We start from the raw sequence: 26,071 nt of genomic DNA, 5'->3' as shown, positions 1-26,071 counted from the left end.
TTTACAAGCAGTATAAATAGCCTATACACAGGTACTTTCTATTAAAGTAAAGATCAGTAATTAAAAAAAGTTATATTTTTAGAAAGTTTTACATTTTGTAAGATTGTTTTAATATTATAACATATATAATTGTTCAACAAGGAAGGAAGTTTAAAATGTTTTTGAAAAAAAGTTCGTCAGAATCACCTGTAAAAAATATTGTTACGCTTAATGCATACACAGGCAAAAGTTATGCATTTAAAAATGATTTATTTAAACCTTTAGATAAGCTCACCTACAATACTTCAAACTTTATTACATCTTATGTGAATAATAAAGATATCATTTCTACAACAGTACATATAAGTAGAAATATTCCCGAAGAAGATATTGGTGATATTCTCGATATCAAAGCGTATGAAGAATTAGGCCTGGATCAGGCTACTAGTTATACTATCTCTTCAATTGAAGTTGAAACTTCAGGAGAAGAGAGAGAATTTCATATCTTTGTTGCTGAACCGGAGTCTCTTGATGAGATTTATCTCCCTCTAAAAGAAGAAACGAAATATATAGACCTGATCGTTCCTGCACCATTGCTTTATAAATCACTTTATAAAAAAGAAATACTACAAGATAATCAAGCACATTGTTTTGTTTACTTCACGCAAAATGATGCTTTTGTGACAGTTTATAATAATGGTCAATATCTTTATTCTAAATCAATAGAGTTTTCTTTAGAGCAGATTTATGATAAATACTGTGAGTCGATAGGTGAAAAAGTTGATGAAAAAGAGTTTTATACAGTCCTAGAATCAGAAGGTCTTAAGACAACAAATAGTGACTATCAACAGAACTTTATGAAAATTTTTGCTGAAGTTTTTATCACAATAAATGACATTATTATTTATGTAAAGAGAGCATTTGAGTTAGACAGTATTGATCAAATGTTTATTGGAAGTGAAAAAGGTCCTATAATAGGGTTAGATGATTATAGTCAGAACTATTTAGGCTTGCACTCATCAGATTTTAATTTCAACTATAATGTAACAAGTGAAGAGTGGTATACGGATCAATTACAATATTTGATGCTTTTAAGTTCATTTGATTATATGGAAGACGAGTCTTCTTTAGTCAATTTAACTACATACCCAAGGCCACCATCCTTCGTTAACAGAGCAAGTGGTCAGTTCATTATTTCAACCGCTGCTGCTATTACTCTGAGTCTGGCATATCCTTTGGTGTACCTGGTAGGCTCTTATGTGAACGATGCAAAAATATATGCATTAACGATTGAAAATAATAAACTCACAGCTGAATCGAATAAGTATAAAAAAATTCTGAGTGAGAAGAAAAGCCAGATCAAAGTATTGGATGACAAGATCAAAGTATTAACTGATACTTATAGTGGAAAGACTAAAACACTCACTTCTATTTATGATAAAAAAGTGAATTATCGGCTTAAGTCTGGTATGTTCCATACATTGGCTAAAGAACTTGATCAGTTTGAAGTAAATGTAGATCAGCTTAAAAGTGAAAATGATACCGTGTGGCTGTCTTTGGTGAGTTCAGATGACAGAAAGTTTACAGAAGTGATCAAATATATGTCAGAAACACATTTTGATGAAATTATCGGAATAGATATTGAAAGAATCCAAAAAGACCCAGCGAGTAGCTACTATAAAGGTCTGTTAAAGGTGGAATTGAAATGAAATTTTTAGAAGATAAATTAGAAGCACTGGATATCTATTTTGCTCCTAAAAAAGAGAGTGAAAAATGGGTATTGATCTTAGGATTGGCAGCTGTTATTGCATACCTTGGTTATGAACTTCTCTTGCCTTATACAGAAGATATGTATAAAAAAAGTGAACGAAGTAAAAAAAGTATACAAAAAAGTATCAAGGATAATAACATCTATCTCAACTCCATTACCGTGGGAGGAGATCGAGAATATTATGTTAAAAAGTTTGATAAGGATATTGTGGATAAGAAGAAAGAGATTGTTAATACTACAAACAAGATCAAATTCATAGACTCAAATCTCGAAAAACTTTCTGATATGCTATTTAACAAAAAGAGTTGGTCGAACTTCTTAAATTCTATTACGAGTAAAGCAGAAGTACAAAATGTAGACCTACAATATATCACCAATAAATATGTAGATGAACACAAAGGGAATTTTGGTCATGTGTTAGAGATAGGTCTAGGATGTAAAGGTAAATATAAGAATATTGTCAAGTTCATGAATGAACTTGAACAAAATGTTCTGGTGACAGATATCTTTCAAACTGACTTTACTTCAGATACTAATTCATCAAATGTCATAGCGAACATTCAAATCTCAGTATGGGGGATAAATCACTAATGAAAAAGATACTTTTATTACTATTACCATTCACAGTATTTTTGAATGCAGATTTATCTGTGGAACAAATACAACAAATGGTTATGAGTATACATGAAAAAAGAGAAGGTGTAGAACTAGAAACGCTTGATACGACTGTAAGTCCTTTTGTACGATTGGAAGCAGAGAGTAATGGTACAACCTTTAGTACACCTGTCAAAGAAGAAGAGAAGTTAGCACTACATGCTATAGTAAATGGAAAAGCTTACCTTAACGATTCATGGTACAATCTAAATGATACTATCATGGGGTATACATTGAAATTTATAGGTAAAAGCGGTGTGGTACTTAGAAATGGAAATCACATTAAGAAATTATTTCTACATGAAAAGAGAGATAATTTCATTAAGTTAGAAGAAAGGTAAGAGAAATGAAAAAAGTACAAACATCAGGGGTTAAGTTTCTTATAGTATTTGCTATGCTGTTAGGGTTTACACATAATCTCTCAGCAGGAAGCTGTTCTACAAAGTTATTTAGTGTGACTATTGACAGTAAATTGACGATCGGGGATGTGATCGATAATCTTGCCGATACGTGTGGATTGAGTGTGGTCGTCAAAGATGATGCTGCAAAATTGCGTATGAATAAAAACCTTTATTATGTAAAGTTAAAAAACAGTACCTTAAAAGGTTTTTTAAATACGGTCCTCAAAGATAATGATTTAAACTATACATTAAAAGGAAACAAGCTTACGATATCATACTTGATCACACGTACATTCCGAATCCATTATATCTCCGGACATAGAAAGGGAGTCAGTACTTCTAATGTAACGATCGCTGGTACTGAAGATTCTACCAGTGGTACAGGTGGTGGAGGTGATAATCAATCATCGTCTAAAACAGGTATAGAGATAGAAAGTACGGATGAGTTCCAGTTTTGGAAGACAGTTGAAGCAGAGATACAGCGTATATTGATCGGTGCAGCTGATGGAAGTACACATTATACAAGATCAGGTAAGACATGGACAGGACCGGATGGTAAGGTATGGGAATACAACCCTCTAGCCCCTATAGTGAATCCTGAAGCTGGGATGGTGACAGTGACAGGTACTGATAGACAGATCAACAGGGTAGCCAGATATGTGCATGAACTTACAAAACAGATCAAATCACAAGTGTTGATCGATATACGTATTCTCAGTGTATCTTTTGATGACAGTACCACAACAGGCGTTGACTGGTCTCAACTTTACAGTCTGCAGAACCTTACAGTGAACTCATTGCTCTCAGCGCAAAAAAACGTGAATGGTTATACGTGGGACACGGAGACCGGTATCACCGAATTTACGCCTGATGCACTTGGGATTGCCCCAAGTACTTCAAAGATCTTAAGTCTTACAGGAAGTACGGATGTAAGTGAAGTTGTAAAATTCTTATCAACACAGGGAGATGTTAAATCTGTATCGAGTCCTCGTGTGATGGCACTCAACAATCAGCCAGCACTGATCAGCGTGGGTCAAGAGCTCTTCTATAAAATAAAGTCTTCGAGTACAGCGAGCAGCGGTGGTGGAGCTGTTGCAGCAGAAGGCGAGATTGTTGATTCTGTCTTTGCTGGAGTTTTACTGGATATTACACCTGAAATTGATAGTAACGGCATGATCACCCTAAAGATCAACCCATCTATCTCAGATACGGTAGATACAGTTACAACAGGTGCCGGTGCAAGAACAATCCCGCCGGATTTAGTTAAACAACAGATCGCTTCTGTGATCAAGGTCAAAGATGGAGAGCATGCTATACTTGGAGGACTCATATCGAGTCAAACAGGATTTAAAGATAATCATATACCATTGTTAGGGGATATTCCAGGGCTAGGTGCTTTGTTTAAACGTCAAGAGAAAATTAATACAGTAGAAGAGTTGGTATTTATTATTACACCACATATTGTTAAAAATTCTAAGTCTGTTACATTAAAAGATTTGGGATATTCAAAGTTAAATGAAAAGTAGATATGAAGCTGCTAAAAATGTATTCGTTGATTCGGTAGATATTGACGATTACATTGATCTAGATTCTTCAGTAACGGCTTTTCAACAACTACAGCATAGCATGAATAAGCCACTGAAGATGATCTTACTTTTTGGAAGACCTGGTACGGGGAAAAGTATTTTACTCACTCGTGTCCAGGAAAAACTGAAACACCAAAAAGAGATTCACTACTTTGACACTCCTGCGATCAATGAAAAAGAGTTTTTTCATAAATTATTCAAAGTTTTAACAAAAAAAGATCTGCCCAGCAACACGGAAGTGAATTTTGCAGCCTTGGTTGATTTCTGTAAAAACCTTAGAGGTAAAAGAGAGATCATTATTTTACTGGATGAAGCGCAAATGTATAGCCCTGAAATGATGGAAAAGATTCGGCTGCTTTCTGATAGCCGTGCAGTTAAATTTGTGGTTTCTTTACATAAAACAGAAGATGAAGATCTGATAGCTAAAGAACATTTTCAATCTCGTATATGGGAAGTGATCGAACTTAAAAATGCAACGAAAGAAGATCAAACTGCATATATCCATAAAAAACTTCTAAAAAAGAATCTTTTTGAAATTGCAAATAGTATTAAAGCAAAGGATATAAAACGTATACATAGATACACAAAAGGTAATTATCGAGAGTGTAATAAACTCTTATTTACAATTTTTGAAATTTGTGAATATTATGATAAACATGAACCGTCAAAAGTGAACTATGCGAAGATATCAGACCGAATTATTGAAATGGCAGCACTGAAGTTAGGATATATACATGTATGATATCAAACAATTAGAGGACCAGTGGAGACAATATAGGAAAAAAAAATTAAAACCTTGGTATATAGGCACTGGTATTCTTTTTGTTTTAATTGTCTCACTTATTGTGTTTAAAACAAATCTCAAAATAGATTTTAGTGCATTGAAAACATATTTTGAGACTTCAAAAGAGACCCAGTCTCTTGTAGATGATAAAAAGTCTGAAGATACTGTAGCGCTTAAGAAAATGGAAGTAAAAGAAACTGTACTGCTTAATGATGCTTTAGATAAGTTGGAAGTAAAAGACAATATGATAGAGATGGCGGATAAAGTGGTGAAAGCACGTGATAATATACTAGTTGATATACCTATACTCGATGATACCAATGAATATCCTGTTGAAGAAGAAAGTGATATAAGTAAGAAAATACATCTAGAGATCATTGATTCTACAAGCATTTCAGGGTATAAAGATGTAGAAAAGCGTTTTTTTGAATCCCATGATATTGACGATGCTCTGTTTTTAGCAAAAAGTTATTATAAAAACGGTAATTATAAAAAAGCAGAATTTTGGGCATTAGAGGCCAATAAACTCGATGATAATCAAGAAGAAAGTTTACTTATTTTTGTCAAATCAAAGGTAAAATTGGGTCATAAAAATGAGGCCTTGTCTATTTTGACGTCATATCTGAAACAGTCAGATTCTCAAGAGGCTAAAAAGTTATTATATCGGATTGAAAATGATAAATTATAAAACTAAACTTAGTATTATGTTATACTTCATGAGTATAGGAGGGAGTGGTAAATGGTAAAACTCATTGAAATCATGCTTAAAGAAAATCTTATCACGAAAGATGCAATTTCAACACTGGTCAAAAGCAGACCTCCTAAAAAGATATCTTTTGCAAACCTTTTAGCTGAAGATATGATCGATCTGCATACGGTTGAGATCTTTTTAGCAAAGAAGATAAGGCAAGGTGTGATCACCTTGTCACATCTTGAAAAGATAGAGGGAATAAACATTATTCCTATTATAGAAGAGGTGGCAAAAACACTACATGTAGAATATGTGGATTTGGATGATATTGAAATTGATATGAAACTGTTTTCAAAACTCTCATACAGTCAATTACTCAAATATAATGTTATTCCTATAGAAGAGAATGATCTACATGTACTTATTGTATTTGATGATCCTCTTGATATGGCAGCCCAAGATGCAATTCAAAGACTTTTCCCAAAGAAACCTATACGTATTGCTATTTCAAAACCATCACAGATCCATCAGCATTTACAGCGTCTAGAGATAAATGAGAGTATTAAAGGACTGGTTGCTGATATTCGTAAGGATTTGGCGCAAGAGGGTAAAGCAGATGAAAAAGCAGATGAATCACCTGCTGTCCTAAAGATGATTGATGTCATCTTAAAACAAGCTATCTTTGTTGGCGCAAGTGATATTCATATTGAAGCGCTTGAAAAAAGCTGTATCGTTAGAGTACGTGTTGATGGTATATTGCGTCAAAGCTTTACATTTGATAGAGATATTTTCAACCCGTTGGCTTCTAGAATGAAATTGCTTTCAAATTTGGATATTGCAGAAAAAAGAAAACCTCAGGATGGTAGATTTTCTACAACAATATCACAAAAAGATTTTGATTTTAGGGTTTCGACATTACCTACGATATTTGGTGAGTCAATCGTTCTTCGTATCTTGGATAAGTCTAAAGCGATGATCAGACTTGAAGACGCAGGGATGAGTAAATTTTGTTATGATAGATTTTCTGAATCGATCAAAGTACCTTATGGTATTGTACTTGTTACTGGACCTACAGGTTCAGGTAAAACGACCACACTTTATGGTGCACTCAATGCGATCAAAGATGTAAAAGATAAAATCATCACCGTTGAGGACCCGGTAGAATATCAAATGGGTGGATTGCAACAGGTACATGTGAATGCAAGTATCGGATTGAGTTTTGCAGATGCCCTGAGATCTATACTCAGACAGGATCCAGATAAAATTATGATCGGGGAGATTAGGGATAAGGAAACATTACGAATTGCCATTCAAGCAGCGCTTACGGGTCACCTGGTTCTCTCGACACTGCATACGAATGATGCTATCTCTGCAGTTACCAGAATTTTAGATATGGGTATTGAAGAGTATCTGGTCAGTGGAGCCTTGGTTGCTATACAAGCACAAAGACTTGTGCGTAAAATATGTGTTCACTGCAAAAAAGAGGCTGTACTTGATGTAGCACTTAGAAAATCTGTAGAAGAATATCTTCCCGAAAATCCTACTTTTTATATAGGCGAAGGATGTAAAGAGTGTGGACTTAGCGGATATTCAGGAAGAGAGATGATATCTGAAGTTTTGACTGTCAGTGAAACGATGTCACGTATGATCGCAAGCAATGCATCTAAAGAGGAATTGACACAACAAGCTGAGGAAGAAGGATTTATTACGATGTTTGAAGATGGTGTTCATAAAGCATTAGAAGGTAAAACGACTATTGCAGAAATTTATAGAGTAGCGAGGTTATAAGATGAAATATTTTAATGTAACAGTAATGGAAAAGGGTAAAAAGCGGCAAGAGCTAGTGAAAGCTGTCAATAAAATGGCAGCGATAAACCTTGCTAAACAAAAATTCCCTATGACAATGGTGATGAAGGCTATGGAAACATCGGCTCCTCTTGAAGATAGCTTATCTGCACTTTTTTCAGGATTTCAAAAATCATTTAAATCCAAGATACCATTGAATGATAAAATATCAACGATACGACAAATAGCTGTTATGACGGATGCGGGTATTCCGATCAATGATACTTTGTTAGAAGTTTCAGAAAATACTGAAAATAAACAGCTAAAAGAGATCTATGCAACTATCAATAAAGATATTAATTCAGGTAATAGTATTTCAGATGCAATAGAGCCCTATACTGAAGAGTTTGGACATGTCGCTATAGCTATGACAAATCTTGGAGAGAGAACGGGTAATATATCCGAGTCTTACCATAAACTTGCAGATATACTTGAAACGATCAGAGATAATACAGCAAAATTTAAAAAAGCTATTAGAACACCTTTAATTACATTAGCTGCAATGGGGATTGCATTTACTATTCTAATTATGGTGGTTGTACCAAAATTTAAAGATATTTTTTCTAGATTTAAAACAGAACTTCCAGTGCCAACGCAAATACTTCTTAAACTGGAATGGGCATTCAGTAATTATGGGATACTGATCCTTTTGATGTTGCTTGCTTCCGTCTTTGCAGTGAAATTTTTCTATAAAAACAATGCAGATTTCAAATATCAGATGGATAAGATGATGATACACCCACGATTCTATCTGATCAATAAAGCGATTTTTCTCTCCACTATGCATAAATATAATTTGGTATTTGGTCAGTTGGTAAAATCAGGTATTCCTGTTTCTGAAGCGTTAGAAACAGCTGTCGGTATGGTTGATAATGCTGCGATTAAAGAAAAGTTGTTAACGGTGAATGCAAACATTGGCCGTGGTATGAGTTTGGCTGAAGCTTTTCAATTGACCGGTCTATACGAAAATATGTTGCTTCAGATGATCAAAGCTGGTGAAGCTGGTGGTCAATTAGATGCCATGCTGGATAAAGTGACTGAATATTATGATATGAGATTCCAGGATTTGATCGATAATCTTTCATCCTATATAGAGCCTATTATGATGTTCTTCATAGCAGCGTTGGTATTACTTATGGCTTTAGGTATCTTTATGCCGATGTGGGATCTTGGAAAAGCGGTGAAATAGGACAAAAGAGAAAATTTCTCTTTTGTTTATCTTATTATAATCGATGGTGCTTAATCGCTTTTTCTAGATCTTCCATCGTGTCTATACCAAAACTTTCTGTATTTACCTCTATCATAGCAACTTCATAGCCATGATAGAGGGCTCTGAGTTGTTCTAGTTTTTCTATATCCTCCAATGGTGCAGGCTCAAGCATACAAAATTGACGTAATGATTTGACAGTAAAACCATAGATACCCAAATGTCCCTTGTATGCATCAAAATGATGGTCTCTTGGGTAAGGTACTTTTGCTCTTGAAAAATAGAGTGCTACGTCATTGGCATCTGTAACAACCTTGACGATATTTGGATCATCCGCTTCCGGATTAGAAATGGTTTTGTAACAGGAGTTCATCATGATACGTGCATTTTCTTTATTTTTTCTGGTCAGATCATAGATGGCTTGAACGACATTCGTTTCGATAAAAGGTTCATCTCCCTGTACATTGATAATGATCTCATTTTCATCCAATTCCAATTTTTGTGCTGCTTCGTAGATACGGTCGGTGCCACTTTGATGTGTATCCGAGGTGAGTACGGCTTGAACGCCATGTGTACGTGCTATGTCTATAACTTCCTTTGAGTCTGTAGCAATGACAACATTATCGATATCTTCGACAGCCTTAGCTGTTCTGACAACCATCGGCAATCCTCCAATATCTGCTAAGACTTTATTGGGGAAGCGGCTCGATCCTATACGGGCAGGGATAATAATCATAATTTAACCTTTATATGTTATAACTTTAATGAATTTTACACTTTATATGCTAAGATACAAGACTTTAAAGGATGTCAATGAACAAAGCACTCTTTCTTCTCAACATGGGTGGACCAAATGATTTAGATGAAGTAGAACTTTTTTTACATAATATGTTTTCAGATAAAAACATTTTACCAACAAATCCTGTGACACGTGCATTGGTTCGTAAAATTATTATAACTAAACGTCTAGATGATGCCAAAGAGAGCTATACGCATTTAGGAGGAAAATCCCCTTTATCTGATTTGACACAAAAACTTATTGATAAACTAAAATGTAAATTGGATATGCCAATTTATGCTGCCATGCGTTATGTCCCTCCTTTTGCCGGAGATGCTTTAAAGCAGTGCAAAGAGGATGGGGTAGAAGAACTTATATTATTTCCTATGTATCCGCAATACTCGACCACTACAACACTCTCTTCTTATGAAGATATAATCAAAAGATGCAAAGCCTTAGATTATTATCCAAAGATCACCATGTCGACATGTCAATATTTTGATGATATAGATTACATTCAAGCAAATGTAGCTCAGATAGAAAAGGCAATAGGGGACAGGGAGAGCAGTGAATATGATCTACTCCTGTCTGCACATGGATTACCTATGAGTATTATTAAAGCGGGAGATCCTTATCAACGTCAAGTTGAATCTAATGTGAGTGCCATTAAAACGCTCTTAGAAGTGAAAGGTATTTTCTTTAAAGACGTTAAGTTAGTCTATCAATCTAAAGTGGGGTCAGCAGCCTGGTTAGAACCTAACCTGGTGGATGTGTTACGTAATCCAGTAAATCGTAAAGTACTTATTTATCCTTTAGCCTTCACCATCGATAACTCAGAAACACTTTTTGAATTGGATATAGAACATCGTGAAATTGCTGAAAAAATTAAATATGATGATTATAGAGTAGCTGAATGTATGAATGACAGTGATGCATTTGTAAATTTAATTGTGAAATATGTTTCAAAAGAACCAACTCCAATGTATCCTTGTGCTGATTGTAGTATCTGTCTTTGCTGTGGAGCGGGAGACAATGATGATACAAGTATCACATCATAGTATGATCAATTGATGGTTACAGTTACTTCACCTACTGTATATACTACTGAAGTAAATCGTTCAAAATTCATTACGCATCTTGTACCTATTTCAGCGTATGAAGGTTTACAAGCTGAACTGAAAGCTGAACATCCCAAAGCAAATCATGTGGTCTATGCCTTACGTTATTTCAATGAATTTGATCAAGTCGTTGAAAATGCTTCTGATGATGGGGAACCCAAAGGATGTGCAGGTGTACCGGCACTGAATGTTTTGCGTGGTGAAGCATTTATCAACTGTGCAGTACTCATAGTACGTTACTTTGGCGGTATAAAGCTTGGAACAGGCGGTATGGCAAGAGCCTATGCCTTGGCAGTGAAAAATGTACTGAAAGAAGCCAGGATGGTCCCTTACGAAAAAGAAATTACCTATGTATTTTCGACAAACTATAATGAAGTGGATAAAACCCTCTATAGACTTAAACAATTAGATCTAGCGAATTATGAACGTGATTTTGGTGTGGATAAAGTGGTTTGGAAGTTAGTTGGGAGTGAAGCAAAGATTGAACAGCTGAAAGAAGAAGGCCTATAAAGCCTTTTCGACCGCATTATGGATGCATTGAGTACCTATAATGCCTCCTCGTCTTCCTCTCCTGTTCTAATACGGATCGTTTTAGAGATATCAGATACAAATATCTTACCATCACCGATTTTTCCTGTTTTTGCAGCAGACATGATCGCTTCTATCGCTTTATTGGCATAATCATCACTGCTCACAATGATCTCTATCTTGACCTTAGGTATAAATTCCACAACGTACTCAGCACCTCTGTAGAGTTCAGCGTGACCTTGCTGTCTTCCATACCCCTTTACTTCAGATACGGTCATACCCTCTATGCCTTGTTCTACAAGAGCATCCTTTACATCGTCCAGTTTAAATGGTTTGATGATCGCTTCAATTTTTTTCATTTGTTATCTCCTTATATACTACGTTTAAATTCAGGGTATGACTCTATACCACATTCTGTCGCATCGATTCCCTCTAGTTGTTCTTCATCATTTGCACGAAGTACAAAGATTTTGTTAATAATATATATTGTAACCCATGAAAGTGGAAAAACAATAATACCTACAACAAGTATACCTTTTAATTGTGTCCAGATGCTTACATCTGCTACAAAAATACCTACTGCAAGTGTACCCCAGATACCATTCACTAAGTGCACAGATAAGGCACCTACAGGATCATCCATTCTCAACTTATCGAAAATAGGTACAAATAAGACAACCAAAGCGCCACCAATTGCACCAATGAGTATAGGTGTATAAATGTCATATTGGTCAGGGCCGGCTGTGACTGCGACAAGCCCGCCTAATGCACCATTGAGTATCACGGTGATATCGAATTTCTTATATCTGAAGTAAGTCAGCAGCCAGCCTGCGATAGCTCCTGCAAGACCCGCTGTATTGGTGTTCATGATTGTGAGTGCAACGGCATCAGCATTCTCTTTGGATGAGATCGATCCAACAGAACCACCGTTAAATCCAAACCAACCGATCCAGAGCAATAAAGCTCCCAATGTGACTAAAGGAATGTTGGATGCTGGGATAACACGGACTATATTATCTTTGTATCTTCCACGTCTAGGTCCCATAATGAGGATAGCTGCAAGCAGTGCCCAGCCTCCGGTAGAATGGATCACGGTTGACCCTGCAAGGTCAGAAAGCGATGAAATATCCAAGGCTGTTCCAGCTAAAAAGTTTGCTCCCCATGTAAGGTTTACAATAATAGGATAGATTAAGGCTCCGACAAGAACCGTAAATATGGCCAAAGGCAGTATACGAGAACGTTCACTCACTCCACCACTCATAATATTGACTACTTTACCTACAAATGCCATTTGAAACATAAAAAATGCCCATTTGCTCATACCATCCTGATGATCCCAGCTTCCAAATGCAAGTTCATAGCCTATAAGTAAAAAAGCCAGAGAAGCTATTGCATAGATCATCACATTTACTGTCAGAACAGAAGTGACATTTTTTGTTCGTACCAATCCTGCTTCGAGCATTGCAAAGCCTGGCACCATGAAGATGATGAGGGTCATGGCAAAGATCGCGAAGAAGGTATCTAGGACGTAATTTATTTCCATATTTAGTTCCTTATATTCTAGTGCTAGTATTGTATCGGGTATTGGAAGGGATTGAAAGTGTCTGTTGTTCGAAAATAAAGCAGTTTATAGAATGATGATGAGTAAATTAGGATAAAAGTGATTAAAAATTAATCATAAGGTAAGAGAGAAGACAATGCCTTCTCCTATATAAAGATTAGAGTTCGTAAGGCATTTCCCTCTCCTATAAAAGATTAGAGTGCGTCTGCGTCAGTTTCATCTGTTCTGATACGAACAACATGGTCGATCGTACTTACAAAGATCTTACCATCACCGATCTTACCTGTTTTCGCAGATTCGTTGATAATTTTAATCGCAGTCTCTGCATATGCATCCGAGCTTACTACAATTTCAATTTTAATTTTTGGGATAAATTCAACCACATATTCAGCACCTCTGTAAAGCTCTGAGTGACCTTGCTGTCTTCCGTACCCTTTTACTTCAGATACGGTCATACCTTCAATACCCGCTTCTACAAGAGCATCTTTTACATCTTCCAGTTTAAATGGTTTGATTATTGCTTCAATTTTTTTCATTATTTAATCCTTTATAAATTATAGTGTAGTCAATGCCTTAAGCATTCACTACATTTTCACCGTGAATTGTTTCATCAAGACCAGTTGACTCAGTTTCTTCATCTACTCTTGCCCCACCTGTGATCGCTGAAGCGATATAGTAAACAATAACAGTTCCGATAAGTGTAAAGAGACCAACAACGGCTACTGATTCAAGTTGTACCATGAATTGTCCCATTCTGTCACCACTCTCTTTAAGTGGACCATCCCAGAGAAGATCTTTGTCATCAAGTGCAAGAAGACCAGTTGCAAGAGCACCCCAGAGACCTGCTAAGAAGTGGATACCAAATGCATCAAGAGAATCATCATAACCAAGTTTTTTCTTAAGTGTTACAACACCGAAGAATGCAATGATAGCACCAACGATACCTACAATAAATGCTCCACCAACGCTTACAAAACCAGCAGCAGGTGTAATCGCAACAAGACCGGCAATGATACCTGAAGCAATACCAAGAAGTGTTGGCTTTTTAAAGACAAACCACTCAAGTAGCATCCAAGTTACAGCAGCTGCAGCAGTTGCAACCGTTGTTGTCATTACAGCAAGACCAGCGATAGCGTTTGCACCAAATGCAGAACCACCATTAAATCCATACCAACCGAACCATAATAATGCTGCACCTACAGCAGTAAGAAGGATACTATATGGTTTCATAGCTACTTTAGGGTAACCAGCTCTTTTACCTACTAAGATCGCAAGTACGAGACCAGCTAAACCACCATTCATATGCACAACAGTACCACCGGCAAAATCAAGTGCACCCGCATCAAAAAGAAGTGCACCGTCACCACCCCATACCATGTGTGTTATTGGTGCATAAACAAGAAGACCCCATAGAGCAACTATCACCATCCATGTTGAGAACTTCATACGTCCGATAACAGAACCTGAAGCGATAGCTACAGTAATAGCAGCAAATGTACCTTGGAATGCTATAAATACATAAGTAGGGTATGTACCAGAAAGATCAGTCCACTTAATACCACTAAGCATCACATCACCAAATCCACCAAATACATTTTGAAGCATAGCGCTTTCATTGGTTCCAAATGCGATAGAGTAACCTGCGATGACCCATACTACAAATGCAAGTACAAATGCACCCATTACCATTGCATAGGTATTCAATACGTTTTTACTTCTTGTCATACCACCATAGAAAAGTGCCAATCCTGCTGGTGTCATAAGAAGTACAAATGCTGTTGATACCATCATCCATGCTGTATCACCTGTGTCCAGTTTATCTTCTGCGAAAGCGAAGATTGGCAAAAACATTGCCATTAGAGCTGAAAGTTTTAATTTCATGCTATTTCCTTTTAAATTAATTTTTTACAAGACAATAGTAACATGATTGGGTTTTTTTTATCGCAACCGGATTGATTAATTTTTAATCAATCCGGTTGCTTATTGAACAAGAGGTATTTCAAGTTTAATAGAGTGTTCTTTAAGAATACATTTGATCTGACTTATTTCTGCATGCGTACATATCTCCTCATCTGTATCTGCGTAACGTCCATTGGCAAGTATGGCAAGTTGTGCGATGGCTACTTTATTATCTTCTATCATGACATGCTGACCAAAGAGTAGTTTAAGAGAAATATCAATGGAGTCAGAAGCTCTAAATGCATTCAGTGTTTTTCTTATAAGTTTGGAAAAATTATTTTGGTCTATTTTAAATGCAGGTAAATCCTGATCGGTTAAAAGCTTAATGGGATTGGAATTCTTTGTTCTAAAAAGTGCTATGTTCGCTTCAAGTAAGGTGTTGATATCTGTGGTTATGAGTTTGTCTTTTTCTATTTTACGCGCTGATTTAATACGCGGAGTGTTGTATAAGCGTAAGGAAATTTGCTCTTCATTCTCATATCCTACTGTAATAGCGTGAAATATGTAAGTATCATAATTCAGTGCCAGTGCAGTAGTCTTATAACCAAAAGTCTGAGGCGCATAAGATAAAGCAATATCATAAAGCTCTTTTTTAGTGACATATCCAAACAAGATCTCTGCAGCGTTATTGAGGTAGAGTATTTTCCCCTGATCACTGAAAAGTATGAAAGGATTGCTGTCCCATTCTATAAAAGATTTAAAATCAATCGATGTTGTGCTCATGTATCTTCTTTCTAAGTGTGTTTCTGTTTATACCTAAAACCTGTGAAAGTTGCAGTTGTGAACCAAATTTTTGAAGCCCCGCTTCTATAAGAGGCCTCTCATACAAGCCAAGATGTTCCCTGTATGCATCATTACCATCAAGGTGTTTCAGTAAATAGTGGTAAAGTATCTCTTCTATGTCTTGGGTATCCATACTTTGTTTCATCAGGTGTATATAGACAGATCTTTTGAGACTTTTAGTATTTTTTGTGAGGTTTAGTGGGATGTACTCAGGTTCAAATGTATTCTCTTCTATCATTAAAGTAGAACATGCCTCTTTAATGAACAGCTCTTTTAAATACTCGATGTCTTCAGGACGCTCTTGCAGTGATGGCATAGCATAAATAAAAGCAAAAAGATCATCAATGAGCTCTGAGTTACCCATATAATCTGCTGTAGCAATAATACGTTTATTGGTAAAATCAAGAGAGTTTTGATTACTGAGCTTTTCAAAATTTGTGATGATAAGCTCATCATTATGTTCAAGTGCATCTTCAACTTCTTTTTGATCATTACCCGAAACTACAGGGGTGTCTGGGAAAAGGTATCGTGCAAGTGATTTTTTACCAGTATGCGCTTCACCGATGATGATGGATGAAACAAAAAGTGTCTTTGTGAGGGTAAAACTCTTGATGATATGTTGTATCTTATCTGATTTGCTAAAAAATGTTTCCATAATACTCTTTGGTGTTGTTTAATTATTAATCATACAAAAATTCAAATAAAAGTATGTTAAAATAATTTAATTTATGTACAAAGGGACTTCATCAAAGCATCATTTCAAAGGTTTTACCGACATTTTTCTTACTTGGAGCTGGAACAGGCTGTTGAGTATTTTTCTATTTTGGGCGGTATTGGTAAAAATATAGAACTAGACTATTTTGATGATGTTTTTTCCATGGTAGAGTCAAATTTTGTGCAAAATTTCTCAAAATTTCAAGCACTTGTTTCTCCCTCATACCTTTTAGAAAGTCCGTATCGTGAAATACTTATGGCAGTGGCCAGAGGGGATGGAAAACTATATTCTGTACTGAGAAAAGCAAAAGTAAGTGAGGCTTTGGGAGAGAAGATCGTCCAAGAGTTGGTCGATTTAAATGTGCTGAGAATCGAAGCCTCAAGAGAATCTCCGTTGCGTAACCATCCCAAACATAAACTCAAAAAAGAGCAGCGTTCTTACCGTGTACAGGATAAACTGCGTTTTGTACAGCCATTTATGCGTTTCTGGTTCGGTTTTGTGATGTATTATAAAAAAGACTTGGCTGTAGGGAAAGGTGATGCATTTTTAAAGAACTTTGAGAAACACTATGAGCGTTTACGTTCTTTGGTCTATGAACAACTTTGTGATGCACTTTTAATACAGCATTATGCAGAGCATAATACGATAGTGGATAGTGGAAGTTTTTGGAATATTCACAGTGAATTTGACATTCTGGCAGTCAGTCAGGATAAAAAGATCATCTTGGGAGAGTGTAAGTATAAAGAGCGTAAAGTGTGTAAGAACGAATTGACCAAGCTCAAAGCCAAAGCCTTGGAATCTGGTATAAACGTAGATGTCTATGCACTGTTTTCCAAGAGCGGGTTTTCAAATGAACTGTTACAAACACAGGACAATGATCTGCTGTTGTTTGATCTGAATGATCTGAAAGCACTTACGTCTTAGTACTCTCAACTTTTTCCTCACTTATGACCTCTTCATTATAGACTTTCACGCCTTCTAGGTAACCTGTTATTTCGGGCTCTTTATAGACTATACCCTCAGGTACGGCTTCTGAGTGTAGTTGTACCGCACACTGTTTATAATTGGGTTCAAAGGATTTGGCATCAAATTCCGGGATGGTAACGTTGTTAATAAGCTGTTCGTTGAAATGAAAAGGAACAAAGACATGGCCTTCTTTGACTGTTTCACTTACTTTTACGATGACATCTTCGACACGGCCGCGTGACCCTGAAAGTGCGATGCGGTCACCGCTGTTGACTTGGAGCTTATGTGCATCTTTTGGACTCAATTCTACCCATGCTTCGGGCGCTAGAGCATCAAGTATACCTACGGTTCCTGTTTTTGTTCTTGTATGGAACTGTTCTACGGTTCTTCCTGTGTTGAGCATAAAAGGTAAGCCCTCACATGCCATTTCTGAGAGTGGTTTCCAGTCTACAGCCAGAAGGTTTGCTTTCCCATCAGCTGTGTTACAGGCCATCTCTTCAGAATAAAGACGTTTGGTCCCATCGGGTGCTTTATCATTACAAGGCCATTGTATACCGCCTAACTCTTCTATACGTTCGTAGTCCATACCGCTATAGTCACAAAGTTGACCCTTACTCACTTCTTTAATCTCATTAAATACATCTCTAGGTGTATGAAGATCTTTAAAAAGAAGATCGTACTTGCCGTCAAAGTATTTTGAAAATTCTTTGACGATGTCAAGATCGGCTTTACTTTCAGCCAAAGGTTCTACAGCTTTTTTAGCATAGTTACAACGTCTTTCAGAGTTGGTATAACACCCCTCTTTTTCGCTCCAGGTGGCCGCAGCAAAAAACACATCAGCGATTTGGGCAGTGTCTGACATAAAGGCATCTTGAACGACAAGAATATCCAGTTTTTTTAGTGCTGAACGTAAAGCATTTTGGTCAGGATAAGAGACTAAAGGATTGGTTGCAACCACCCATAAAGCTTTGATCTCACCGCGATTGATGGCATCTATGATTTGAGGATACGCATAGCCTCTAGCTGTAGGTATAAGATCTTCAGGTACATTGATAATATCTGCAAAGGCTTTCCTATCACTTTGACTCGCATAATTCCTATACCCAGGGATAGAAGAGGTAAATCCGAATTCCCTTGTACCCATAGCATTACATTGACCTGTAATGGACATGGGTGTAGCACCTTCACGACCTAGATTCCCGGTGATCAAAGCAAGATTACAAATAGCAGATACTGTATCTGTACCAATACTGCTTTGATTGACGCCCATGGTCCATGCACTCATTGCTTTGTCAACCGTAGCGTAAACCTTTGCCAGGTGATAGAGTTCCTTGACCTCGATACCGGTGATCTGGGAAACTTCCTGAGGAGGGTAGTTCGCCAGTATATGTTTTTTAAATTCATTATATCCGTTGGTACGTGAGTGAATGAACTTCTCATCTTCCCAACCTTGTTCCATAATGATGTAACATAAACCATTGATCAGTGCCAGATCACTCCTTGGCGCCAAAGGGACAAAGATATCTGCCATCTGGGATGTTTTGGATTTACGCGGATCCACAACAATGATGGTTGGTTTTTTCCCAGTGACTGATTCATTTTTTGCGATATGAAGTTTCAAGATGGGATGATTGTCTGCGATATTTGCACCTATAAGCAGTATGACATCTGCTTTTTCAAAGTCTTCATAACAGCCGGTCGGGCCATCAGATCCAAAGGTCTGTTTATACCCCATGACGGCAGAAGCCATACAAAGTGTGGTATTTCCATCGTAATTATTGGTTTCGAGTCCGAGTTGAACAAATTTACCTAACGTATAGAACTCTTCGGTAAGTAATTGACCAGTGGAGATGACCGCTACAGCACCTTTTCCATGCTCTGCTTGTATACGCTTGAACGTCTCAGAGGTTTTTTGAAAAGTCTCTTCCCATGTTGCTGGTGTAAGCATTCCATTTTTTCTGATGAGGGGAGCATGTACACGAGAGTCCGCTCCGACCATCTTGTGCTCACTGAGACCTTTAGGACAAAGTGTACCCATATTCACAGGATGCAGCGGATCACCTTTTGAGTAAACGGCTTTACCGTTTTTTACACCGATGTACATACCACAGCCTACACCACAATATCCACAGGTTGAACGTACCCATTTATCCGGGGCTTTGTTTTTGGCTACTTTCCCAAAGATAGGATCATCGACCAAGGCATATTTATCCTCTTTGATATCTGTACCCAGAAAATCTTTTATCTTTTTTATGATGCTCATTGTGTATTCCTTTCTAGTGTCTCTGGTTACCGGCAAAGAAATTTCCTGCTAAACCTAAAGGCACCACTGTTCTATAAAAGAGGTATCTTCCTGCTAATTCACTTGTCAATGCACCGAGTGTTGCGACCATGAGTGTTGTGATCGCCAAACTTATTAAACCACTTGCAGTAAACAAAATGGACAAAAGAGGTAAACTCAGTGCAAAGAGTGCCAAAGAGTAGACCCTGAATGTTTTTATCGAACCAAAATGTTCTTGAAGCAGTATACGGCTTCTGTTGTATTGGTAATAGAGTGGATCCTCTTGATTTAAGTGACGGTAGAACATTATTTCTTCAAGTATCACTAAAGCCTGACCCATACCGGCAAGAAGGGTGATAGACAAGAGTACTATCGCTCCTTCTTCCCCGTTTGAAACAAGTAAAGCAGTGGAAATAAGTAAAAAACCTATATAGCTTGAACCAAAAAAACGTTTGGTCGTAGATTTTCTGTTCCATGCAGGACGCGCTTTGATACGGTATATCATCGACTGCGCATAGATACCGTAAATCCCTACAGCCAGCGTGATGGCTTCAAGAAGAAGCAAAATGAAACCTTTTACTTCGAAATAATAAAGCGCAGAGACCATCGTAGCCAGTCCTGTAAATGCACCCAGAGCAATGGCTTCACGCGAAAGCCAGGAAGTTCTCCAGTTCTTCATCGCTGACATTGCCTTAATGGGACGTCCCAAGTGCAAGGCAGAAAGCGGTAAACCTAGAGCGGATGGTAAAAAGGCAAGTAACGCCATGACCAATGTCGGTTCTGGAAGATTAAAGCCTAAAGAGAAGAGCAGTTGTCCCAAAAAGAGTGCTAGGAATGCGCCTAAAGAGACTTGCGTGAGTACGGTCATAAAAACAAGAGGAAGTTCAGCATGTGCAGGTTTGAGTAAATGTTCATCAGCCACACGTAGTTCCTCTTCCTCTTTGAGTACAGGCAGTGTGTATCTTGTAGTGGGTTTGGTGATCTCTATATCCGGGAGGTGAGGGGCTATGCCTTCTTTTTCCATATCCTCTTCAAGCCATTGTTTGACATTAAAAGCCTCTATCTCTATGGCATTACTCGGACAGGCTTGTACACAGGCAGGACTTTGGCCTGCTTCAAGTTTATCCGCACACATATGACACTTGGTTACGATGCCTCTGTCTGCATTAAAGGTAGGTACTTCGTAGGGACAGTTCCATGTACAATATTGACATCCAATGCATGAAGGATCATCATGCCAAACGATACCATTGTCAAATTTTATATATGAGTTTGTAGGACAGCCTATGAGACATTCCGGTTCTATACAGTGATTACAACTCATAGAGTTGAAAAGCTGAAGTGTGTCAGGGAATGTACCCATTTCCATCTCTCCGACCCTTCTCCATTTGATCTCATCGGGATTTGCATTTTGTTCATTACAGGCAACTTCACAGCAGTGACAGCCCACACAGGCCGTGGCGTCAAAGTGAAAACGGTACTGTTCCCCCGCACCAAGTTCTGGCAGATCGATACTGTAGTTACCACACTGCATACCGGCATTGGTTTTATGCTCGATGAAATTCTCTAAAGGGGTATGCTTACTGAGTGCTTCTACCATTAGATCTCTTTGAGTGCTACAATCAGTTCAGAGAAGACCTGTGCGCGTTCTCTTTTCTCTTGATGGGTCATAGTGTAGATGACCTCTGAGAGTTTTTCTGGGATTTTTGGATTTAGTTTAGTGACTTCATTTCTTGTGATGCTTCTAGGTTTGGTCAGTACAGGTTCAAAGTTTTCTACCGATTCATAACGCTTTTCACCAGTAAGCAGTTTAAAGAGTTTCAACCCGAAAGTAAACAGTTCAAACTCTTCTTTTCTAAATGTTTTGGGTTCATTTTCAAGTTCAAACCAAAGATCCAATCCCAGTTTTTCATTCAGGATATAGTTTATCTTTGTGTAAAAGCCAAGGGCTTGAAACGAGTAATTCGCCGATAAAAATCTATCATCAAAGGCTTCATAGGTTTCGCCTCTTTGTTTAAATGCAGCATAGGTTTTAAGTAGATATTTCACATGGTATTTAGCTTCCGTTAACGGTAGGGCTTTATGTAAGGTATGTGCTTCTTTTGCCACACGTGTGATCTTACCACCGAGAAAAATGTGTACACCGTCTACACGGTTACCTTCATCATCTTTAGCCTTACACCCTTCAAATCCTATATCAGCAATACCATGTACTCCACACCCCTTAGGACAGGCAGACCAGTTCATGCGTACGGTTGCATTTTCTATAGGTATTTCAGAATTGAGAAAGTGTGCCATCTCTATGGCATCGGGTTTATTAGGGATGACACCAAAACTGCATGTCTTGGTTCCTGCACAGGCGATCATATCATGAAAATAAAGGTTGTTGAATTTTGCATACGCTTTGATGACATCTTCAGACTCAAGATCTTCAATATCTGTTGTGTCGATGTTGACTATATAGATGTTTTGATCATAGGTCAATCTGACATCTCCTGATCCAAATCTCTGAGCTGTTTTTGCTACTTCTATCATATCGGTACCCGTGAATATACCAGAAGGTACGATGAGTTTATAGGCATATTTCCCGTTACGCCCCAGTACCTTGTCCGAACCCAGGGCAATAGACTGAGACTGTACCATCGTTGTACCGGCAGTACTAAATAGGCAGCCTGCTTCTTTTTGCAGTGCTTCTACAAAGTTTTCCATACCTACATCATTAAGAAGGAAAACCAAACGGTTTTTATTTCGGTTATCTCTGTATCCATAGGTTTTGAAAAGCGTGAGAAGTGATTTGTAAAAGAGAGGGACTTCATCGATCTGTACAAATAAGTTTGCATCTTGTGCCTGCACACCTACACGTGCGCCTAAATAGACATTGAACCCAAACAGCCCGTCTTTTTGAGCCAAGACGAAACAGCAGTCATGCCCAAAGATATTACAGGAGTTGGAAAGTGAACCTAGTATTCCTGTATTGAATTTACGAGGCAAGACAGAGATCCAATCCGGATCTTCAGCAAATACCGCTTGCAGTTCGTCGATAATAGGTTTTGTCTTGATGATGTTATCGTAAGCGATACCATCTAATGGATCGGCTACGATGTTACGAGGATTGTCCACACCGGTCTGAAAAGTAGAGATACCTACTTCATGGAGCTCGGCCAGTACTTTGGCAATGTCTGCTATCTGCAAGTAACGCAGTTCGATCTGCATACGTGTCGTGAGATCTATATAGTCATTACCATACTTTTGAGCCAATTCACCGATACGTAAAGTTTGTTCGTAGTTTAATTGTCCTGCAGGTACACGAATGCGAAGCATAAAGTCGTCACCTTTATCAAAGAGTCCAAAACATTTTAAAAAATATGCACTGTCTTCTTTGGCTAAACCTTCATATCCGGCTGCAGCGATCTCTTCTAACTTATTGTAGACATCCATCGGCATCTTTAGTGCTTTGGTTGTCTCTACTTTATTGACTTTATTATTTCTTGCCTTAAAGGCTTTTTCTAAAATGCTCATTTTTGACTCTCTTTTAGTGTGTTTGTATAGTGTATGACATCTCCAAAGACCAATATAGAAGGTCTTGAAGCCCAAAGAGAAGCTTCTTCAAGATTCTCAAGTGTCGTGGTGAGTACAGTCTGGTTTTTTCTGCTTGCATTGGAGACAATGGCACAAGGTGTGTTCATCTCTATATTTAATGTTTTTGCCTGCTGCACGATCTCTTTGATACGTGTAAGCCCCATAAGTACGATGACCGTATGGTCTCTGTTTTCCAGCATCGGTACCCAGTCAAGATTGATGGAATTCCCTTTTAAGTGGGCTGATACTACCGTAAAGGCATTGCTGTAATCCCTTGCTGTGATTGGAATATCTGCCATCAATGGTCCGGATACTGCAGAAGAAATACCTGGTATCACTTCAGCTTTTATTCCTTTTTGTGCAAGGTAGAGTAACTCTTCAGCTCCACGACCAAAGATGAAAGGATCACCGCTTTTTAATCGTGCAACCGAGTAGCCTTTTTTGATATATTTGCGTATGAGTTTATTGATCTCTTCTTGAGGTTTGGTATGAAATCCTTTTTCTTTACCTACAAAGACTTTTTTTGTACGCTCCGGTACGATAGCCATGATCTCATCAGAGATGAGGTGGTCATACAGGACAACATCAACCTCTTTTATAATATTATAGGCTTTGAGTGTAAGCAGTTCAGGATCTCCTAGACCACACCCTACCAGATACGCTTTCGCTGTCATTTTTTCGATTTCTTCAAGCGTTTTTTGTATCTCTATGATACCTTTGTTTCTTTGTGCTTGCAGTATGTCTAAAAATGTTTCCATGTTATCAGGTATGAGTGCCTGACACCTATCTCTGAAGTATTTAGCCACAGTAGGGCTTGCACCCGAACTTGACACGGCTATCTGCAGAGGTGCATTTTTTGTCAATGCCATAAAGTAGAAATCACATACTTTAGGTTTATCTACCACGTTGAGTAAAAGAGGATGTTTGCGTTTATATTTCAAAAGCTTTTGTGTGACTTTTTCATTTCCTGTTGCATCTATCACGATGAGGTTATTCTGAATATCTTTGGTTTTGAAATTTTTGATTTGTATGTCAGAACACAATGCTTGGATCTTAGGATGCGCTTCTTTAGATATGACAGAAAAAGAGATATTATTCTCTGCCAATACTTCTGCTTTTTGTAATGCTACATTCCCGCCACCGATCAAAAGGATATGCTGTTCCTTCAGTAGTATGGGTAAAGTTTGTCTTTCTTTCATCTCTCTGTTCATCCTCTTTATGATTGTAAGGATTATATCTCCAAAAGGATAGATACGTATCCATTAGATTGTATATTTTTTAATCAATGTGTTTTAAAACTAAAATTTTAACATCGATTTCATCCCATTTTTAGGCAAAATATAATTGATTAAAAATTAATCATTAAGTCATTAATGTTGGCTCTCTTATCATTGTATACTTCAGCAAATATTTATCTTAAAGGAGAAAAAATGGCAGGATTCAAGGCATTAAAAGGGCAGGGACACACACCAACGTTGTTCATGGCCTTTTTATATTTTGATATGAGTTTTATGGTTTGGACCATGTTGGGTCCACTTTCTACAGAAATAAGTGAGGCATTAGCCGCTACAGGTTATATGATCACAGCAGGTGAAAAAGCTACTTTACTTTCACTTCCTATTTTATCTGGAGCATTGTTAAGAATTTTACTTGGTTTTGGGGTTGATAAACTCGGTGCGAAACTCACAGCTTTGATTGCACAGTCAGTGGTAATAGCAGCATTGCTTATGGCATATTTTATGGGTGAGAGCATTACTTATAATGCTTTACTTATTGTCGCTCTAGGACTTGGTTTTGCCGGAGCATCGTTTGCTGTGGCACTTCCGCAGGCAGGTCAATGGTATCCGCCTAAGTCTCAAGGTATTGTACTTGGCCTTGCAGGGGCAGGTAACATCGGTGTGGTCATTGACTTCTTATTTGCTCCAAAGATCGCAGAAAAATGGGGCTGGGAAACAGTATTCCTAGTAGGTGCAGTCATGGCTATAGTGGTGTGGATAGCCTATGTATTTCTCGCTAAAAATGCACCAGAATCCGTCTATAAAGCGAGACCTAAAAAACTCTCTGATTATGGAAAACTTCTTAAAGATAAAGATACATGGTGGTTTAACCTTTTCTATGCAGTGAGTTTTGGTGGGTTTGTAGGTTTTGCAGGATATATGAAAGTCTATTTAATGAACACTTATCAAGTAGACATGAGTGCCTTCGGACTTGATATATTGGATGAAAGCAATGTAAAAGTGGTTGCAGGTTATTTTGGCGCAGTGTGTATTTTTGCCGGTGCAGTACTTCGACCTGTAGGGGGTGCCATTGCAGATAAAATGGGTGGTGTAAAATCTCTTTATATTTTCTTCGGTACTGTTGCAACACTGGCTGTAGTGAATGCTACAATAGCATTACCGTTTGGACTAGCCATAGTGGTGCTTTTCCTTATCATGGCAAACCTGGGTATGGCCAATGGAGCAGTATTCCAACTGGTTCCGCAAAGATTTGGTAAAGACATTGGTATTATGACAGGAATCATCGGTGCAGCCGGTGGTCTTGGTGGTACCGCATTGATCAAGACACTGGGTTGGTCAAAAGGTGCTTTTGATGGGTATACCACAGGGTTTATGATATTTGCAGCCGTTGTTTTAGTAGCGATCGCAGGTATCTCACTTGTGAAGACCAGATGGAGAACAACTTGGGGAGTCAAAGCAGGTGGTATGATCTAAATCTCGATTGATGTAATAGAAATCACAAAATTAATATACATCATTGAGTCGAGAGCATTCACTAAAGATCATCGATTAGCTACAGCTAACCTCAAATTTTTAGCAAACATGCTAAACTCAAGCATGAACATTACGTTCATGCATCTATCACATCAAGCGAGATTACCTTTTCGC

General features: G+C 37.8%; 23 protein-coding genes. 12 read left to right on the top strand and 11 right to left on the bottom strand.

Translation table 11 applies throughout. From position 1 onward, the window contains the following. Positions 1 to 155: 155 nt before the first annotated feature. The 8 genes from LDM93_RS05565 to LDM93_RS05530 are packed head-to-tail and all read left to right on the top strand — an operon-like array spanning position 156 to position 8,900. Positions 156 to 1,688 carry a hypothetical protein gene (locus tag LDM93_RS05565; RefSeq protein WP_223891176.1) on the top strand — a complete coding sequence of 511 codons (1,533 nt, stop codon included), beginning with the start codon at positions 156 to 158 and terminating at the stop codon, positions 1,686 to 1,688. After that, positions 1,685 to 2,341 (top strand): hypothetical protein, encoded by a 657-nt coding sequence (locus LDM93_RS05560; protein ID WP_223891175.1) that lies wholly within the window; start codon positions 1,685 to 1,687, stop codon positions 2,339 to 2,341. Before LDM93_RS05565 ends, LDM93_RS05560 begins: the two co-directional genes overlap by 4 nt. Further along, positions 2,341 to 2,745: a hypothetical protein gene (locus LDM93_RS05555; RefSeq protein WP_223891173.1), complete on the top strand. Its 405-nt coding sequence runs from the start codon at positions 2,341 to 2,343 to the stop codon at positions 2,743 to 2,745. Before LDM93_RS05560 ends, LDM93_RS05555 begins: the two co-directional genes overlap by 1 nt. A gap of 5 nt (positions 2,746 to 2,750) precedes the next feature. After that, positions 2,751 to 4,331 carry a pilus (MSHA type) biogenesis protein MshL gene (gene mshL, locus LDM93_RS05550; RefSeq protein ID WP_223891171.1) on the top strand — a complete coding sequence of 527 codons (1,581 nt, stop codon included), beginning with the start codon at positions 2,751 to 2,753 and terminating at the stop codon, positions 4,329 to 4,331. Next, positions 4,321 to 5,133 (top strand): ATP-binding protein, encoded by an 813-nt coding sequence (locus tag LDM93_RS05545; protein WP_223891170.1) that lies wholly within the window; start codon positions 4,321 to 4,323, stop codon positions 5,131 to 5,133. The genes mshL and LDM93_RS05545 overlap by 11 nt, the downstream gene beginning before the upstream one ends. Beyond that, complete coding sequence (locus LDM93_RS05540; protein WP_223891169.1) at positions 5,126 to 5,863, top strand: CDC27 family protein; 738 nt, start codon at positions 5,126 to 5,128, stop codon at positions 5,861 to 5,863. Before LDM93_RS05545 ends, LDM93_RS05540 begins: the two co-directional genes overlap by 8 nt. Before the next feature lie 51 nt (positions 5,864 to 5,914). Continuing rightward, the gene (locus LDM93_RS05535) at positions 5,915 to 7,654 is read left to right on the top strand and encodes a GspE/PulE family protein (protein WP_223891168.1); all 1,740 of its coding nucleotides are present in this window, start codon (positions 5,915 to 5,917) and stop codon (positions 7,652 to 7,654) included. Between the two features lies 1 nt (position 7,655). After that, a complete protein-coding gene (locus LDM93_RS05530) occupies positions 7,656 to 8,900 on the top strand; it encodes a type II secretion system F family protein (protein WP_223891167.1) in 1,245 nt (414 codons plus the stop codon). A gap of 34 nt (positions 8,901 to 8,934) precedes the next feature. Here the strand turns inward: LDM93_RS05530 and kdsB are convergent, their stop codons facing one another. After that, positions 8,935 to 9,654: a 3-deoxy-manno-octulosonate cytidylyltransferase gene (gene kdsB / locus LDM93_RS05525; RefSeq protein WP_223891166.1), complete on the bottom strand. Its 720-nt coding sequence runs from the start codon at positions 9,652 to 9,654 to the stop codon at positions 8,935 to 8,937. Between the two features lie 77 nt (positions 9,655 to 9,731). Between kdsB and hemH the strand changes: the two genes are divergently transcribed. Next, positions 9,732 to 10,754: a ferrochelatase gene (gene hemH, locus LDM93_RS05520; protein ID WP_223891165.1), complete on the top strand. Its 1,023-nt coding sequence runs from the start codon at positions 9,732 to 9,734 to the stop codon at positions 10,752 to 10,754. A 12-nt stretch (positions 10,755 to 10,766) separates the two neighbouring features. Further along, complete coding sequence (locus LDM93_RS05515) at positions 10,767 to 11,324, top strand: YigZ family protein (protein ID WP_223891164.1); 558 nt, start codon at positions 10,767 to 10,769, stop codon at positions 11,322 to 11,324. Positions 11,325 to 11,359: 35 nt separating this feature from the next. On the opposite strand, the gene LDM93_RS05510 is transcribed toward LDM93_RS05515, so the two are convergent. The 6 genes from LDM93_RS05510 to LDM93_RS11370 all read right to left on the bottom strand — a co-directional run bounded on the left by LDM93_RS05510 (position 11,360) and on the right by LDM93_RS11370 (position 16,300). After that, on the bottom strand, positions 11,360 to 11,701 hold the full coding sequence (locus LDM93_RS05510; RefSeq protein WP_223891163.1) for a P-II family nitrogen regulator: 342 nt from the start codon (positions 11,699 to 11,701) through the stop codon (positions 11,360 to 11,362). 11 nt (positions 11,702 to 11,712) lie between these two features. Next, positions 11,713 to 12,885, bottom strand: a complete 1,173-nt coding sequence (locus LDM93_RS05505) for an ammonium transporter (protein WP_223891162.1) — start codon at positions 12,883 to 12,885, stop codon at positions 11,713 to 11,715. A gap of 212 nt (positions 12,886 to 13,097) precedes the next feature. After that, on the bottom strand, positions 13,098 to 13,439 hold the full coding sequence (locus LDM93_RS05500; protein WP_223891161.1) for a P-II family nitrogen regulator: 342 nt from the start codon (positions 13,437 to 13,439) through the stop codon (positions 13,098 to 13,100). A 37-nt stretch (positions 13,440 to 13,476) separates the two neighbouring features. Further along, positions 13,477 to 14,784, bottom strand: coding sequence for an ammonium transporter (locus LDM93_RS05495; protein WP_223891160.1), 1,308 nt, complete (start codon positions 14,782 to 14,784; stop codon positions 13,477 to 13,479). A gap of 99 nt (positions 14,785 to 14,883) precedes the next feature. Further along, positions 14,884 to 15,585, bottom strand: coding sequence for a hypothetical protein (locus LDM93_RS05490; protein ID WP_223891159.1), 702 nt, complete (start codon positions 15,583 to 15,585; stop codon positions 14,884 to 14,886). Beyond that, positions 15,566 to 16,300 (bottom strand): helix-turn-helix domain-containing protein, encoded by a 735-nt coding sequence (locus LDM93_RS11370; RefSeq protein ID WP_276571367.1) that lies wholly within the window; start codon positions 16,298 to 16,300, stop codon positions 15,566 to 15,568. Before LDM93_RS11370 ends, LDM93_RS05490 begins: the two co-directional genes overlap by 20 nt. Before the next feature lie 132 nt (positions 16,301 to 16,432). On the opposite strand from LDM93_RS11370, the gene LDM93_RS05480 reads away from it, so the two are divergent. Further along, positions 16,433 to 17,284 (top strand): DUF234 domain-containing protein, encoded by an 852-nt coding sequence (locus tag LDM93_RS05480; protein ID WP_223891158.1) that lies wholly within the window; start codon positions 16,433 to 16,435, stop codon positions 17,282 to 17,284. Here the strand turns inward: LDM93_RS05480 and LDM93_RS05475 are convergent. Genes LDM93_RS05475 through cobA form a run of 4 tightly spaced genes read right to left on the bottom strand, consistent with a single transcriptional unit; the run spans position 17,274 to position 24,385 of the window. Next, the gene (locus LDM93_RS05475) at positions 17,274 to 19,589 is read right to left on the bottom strand and encodes a molybdopterin oxidoreductase family protein (RefSeq protein WP_223891157.1); all 2,316 of its coding nucleotides are present in this window, start codon (positions 19,587 to 19,589) and stop codon (positions 17,274 to 17,276) included. The two genes, LDM93_RS05480 and LDM93_RS05475, sit on opposite strands and share 11 nt — an antisense overlap. A gap of 13 nt (positions 19,590 to 19,602) precedes the next feature. Continuing rightward, on the bottom strand, positions 19,603 to 21,207 hold the full coding sequence (locus tag LDM93_RS05470) for a DmsC/YnfH family molybdoenzyme membrane anchor subunit (protein ID WP_223891156.1): 1,605 nt from the start codon (positions 21,205 to 21,207) through the stop codon (positions 19,603 to 19,605). After that, positions 21,207 to 23,126 carry a nitrite/sulfite reductase gene (locus LDM93_RS05465; RefSeq protein WP_223891154.1) on the bottom strand — a complete coding sequence of 640 codons (1,920 nt, stop codon included), beginning with the start codon at positions 23,124 to 23,126 and terminating at the stop codon, positions 21,207 to 21,209. Before LDM93_RS05465 ends, LDM93_RS05470 begins: the two co-directional genes overlap by 1 nt. Next, positions 23,123 to 24,385: a uroporphyrinogen-III C-methyltransferase gene (cobA, locus tag LDM93_RS05460; RefSeq protein ID WP_223891152.1), complete on the bottom strand. Its 1,263-nt coding sequence runs from the start codon at positions 24,383 to 24,385 to the stop codon at positions 23,123 to 23,125. Before cobA ends, LDM93_RS05465 begins: the two co-directional genes overlap by 4 nt. A gap of 231 nt (positions 24,386 to 24,616) precedes the next feature. Here cobA and LDM93_RS05455 point away from each other — a divergent pair, with 231 nt between their 5' ends. Further along, on the top strand, positions 24,617 to 25,897 hold the full coding sequence (locus tag LDM93_RS05455) for a nitrate/nitrite transporter (protein ID WP_223891150.1): 1,281 nt from the start codon (positions 24,617 to 24,619) through the stop codon (positions 25,895 to 25,897). Positions 25,898 to 26,071: the final 174 nt, after the last annotated feature.

Source organism: Sulfurovum sp. TSL6 (assembly GCF_019972115.1).
Classification (GTDB): Bacteria; Campylobacterota; Campylobacteria; order Campylobacterales; family Sulfurovaceae; genus Sulfurovum.
The sequence above is the reverse complement of the archived record's forward strand: the minus strand, read 5'-3'. Positions and strand labels throughout refer to the sequence as shown.

Bases quoted from the DNA above. Each gene is read 5' to 3' on its own strand.
- LDM93_RS05565 (WP_223891176.1), top strand. From the start codon at position 156: ATGTTTTTGAAAAAAAGTTCGTCAGAATCACCTGTAAAAAATATTGTT.
- LDM93_RS05560 (WP_223891175.1), top strand. From the start codon at position 1,685: ATGAAATTTTTAGAAGATAAATTAGAAGCACTGGATATCTATTTTGCT.
- LDM93_RS05555 (WP_223891173.1), top strand. From the start codon at position 2,341: ATGAAAAAGATACTTTTATTACTATTACCATTCACAGTATTTTTGAAT.
- mshL (WP_223891171.1), top strand. From the start codon at position 2,751: ATGAAAAAAGTACAAACATCAGGGGTTAAGTTTCTTATAGTATTTGCT.
- LDM93_RS05545 (WP_223891170.1), top strand. From the start codon at position 4,321: ATGAAAAGTAGATATGAAGCTGCTAAAAATGTATTCGTTGATTCGGTA.
- LDM93_RS05540 (WP_223891169.1), top strand. From the start codon at position 5,126: ATGTATGATATCAAACAATTAGAGGACCAGTGGAGACAATATAGGAAA.
- LDM93_RS05535 (WP_223891168.1), top strand. From the start codon at position 5,915: ATGGTAAAACTCATTGAAATCATGCTTAAAGAAAATCTTATCACGAAA.
- LDM93_RS05530 (WP_223891167.1), top strand. From the start codon at position 7,656: ATGAAATATTTTAATGTAACAGTAATGGAAAAGGGTAAAAAGCGGCAA.
- kdsB (WP_223891166.1), bottom strand. From the start codon at position 9,654: ATGATTATTATCCCTGCCCGTATAGGATCGAGCCGCTTCCCCAATAAA.
- hemH (WP_223891165.1), top strand. From the start codon at position 9,732: ATGAACAAAGCACTCTTTCTTCTCAACATGGGTGGACCAAATGATTTA.
- LDM93_RS05515 (WP_223891164.1), top strand. From the start codon at position 10,767: ATGGTTACAGTTACTTCACCTACTGTATATACTACTGAAGTAAATCGT.
- LDM93_RS05510 (WP_223891163.1), bottom strand. From the start codon at position 11,701: ATGAAAAAAATTGAAGCGATCATCAAACCATTTAAACTGGACGATGTA.
- LDM93_RS05505 (WP_223891162.1), bottom strand. From the start codon at position 12,885: ATGGAAATAAATTACGTCCTAGATACCTTCTTCGCGATCTTTGCCATG.
- LDM93_RS05500 (WP_223891161.1), bottom strand. From the start codon at position 13,439: ATGAAAAAAATTGAAGCAATAATCAAACCATTTAAACTGGAAGATGTA.
- LDM93_RS05495 (WP_223891160.1), bottom strand. From the start codon at position 14,784: ATGAAATTAAAACTTTCAGCTCTAATGGCAATGTTTTTGCCAATCTTC.
- LDM93_RS05490 (WP_223891159.1), bottom strand. From the start codon at position 15,585: ATGAGCACAACATCGATTGATTTTAAATCTTTTATAGAATGGGACAGC.
- LDM93_RS11370 (WP_276571367.1), bottom strand. From the start codon at position 16,300: ATGGAAACATTTTTTAGCAAATCAGATAAGATACAACATATCATCAAG.
- LDM93_RS05475 (WP_223891157.1), bottom strand. From the start codon at position 19,589: ATGAGCATCATAAAAAAGATAAAAGATTTTCTGGGTACAGATATCAAA.
- LDM93_RS05470 (WP_223891156.1), bottom strand. From the start codon at position 21,207: ATGGTAGAAGCACTCAGTAAGCATACCCCTTTAGAGAATTTCATCGAG.
- LDM93_RS05465 (WP_223891154.1), bottom strand. From the start codon at position 23,126: ATGAGCATTTTAGAAAAAGCCTTTAAGGCAAGAAATAATAAAGTCAAT.
- cobA (WP_223891152.1), bottom strand. From the start codon at position 24,385: ATGAAAGAAAGACAAACTTTACCCATACTACTGAAGGAACAGCATATC.
- LDM93_RS05455 (WP_223891150.1), top strand. From the start codon at position 24,617: ATGGCAGGATTCAAGGCATTAAAAGGGCAGGGACACACACCAACGTTG.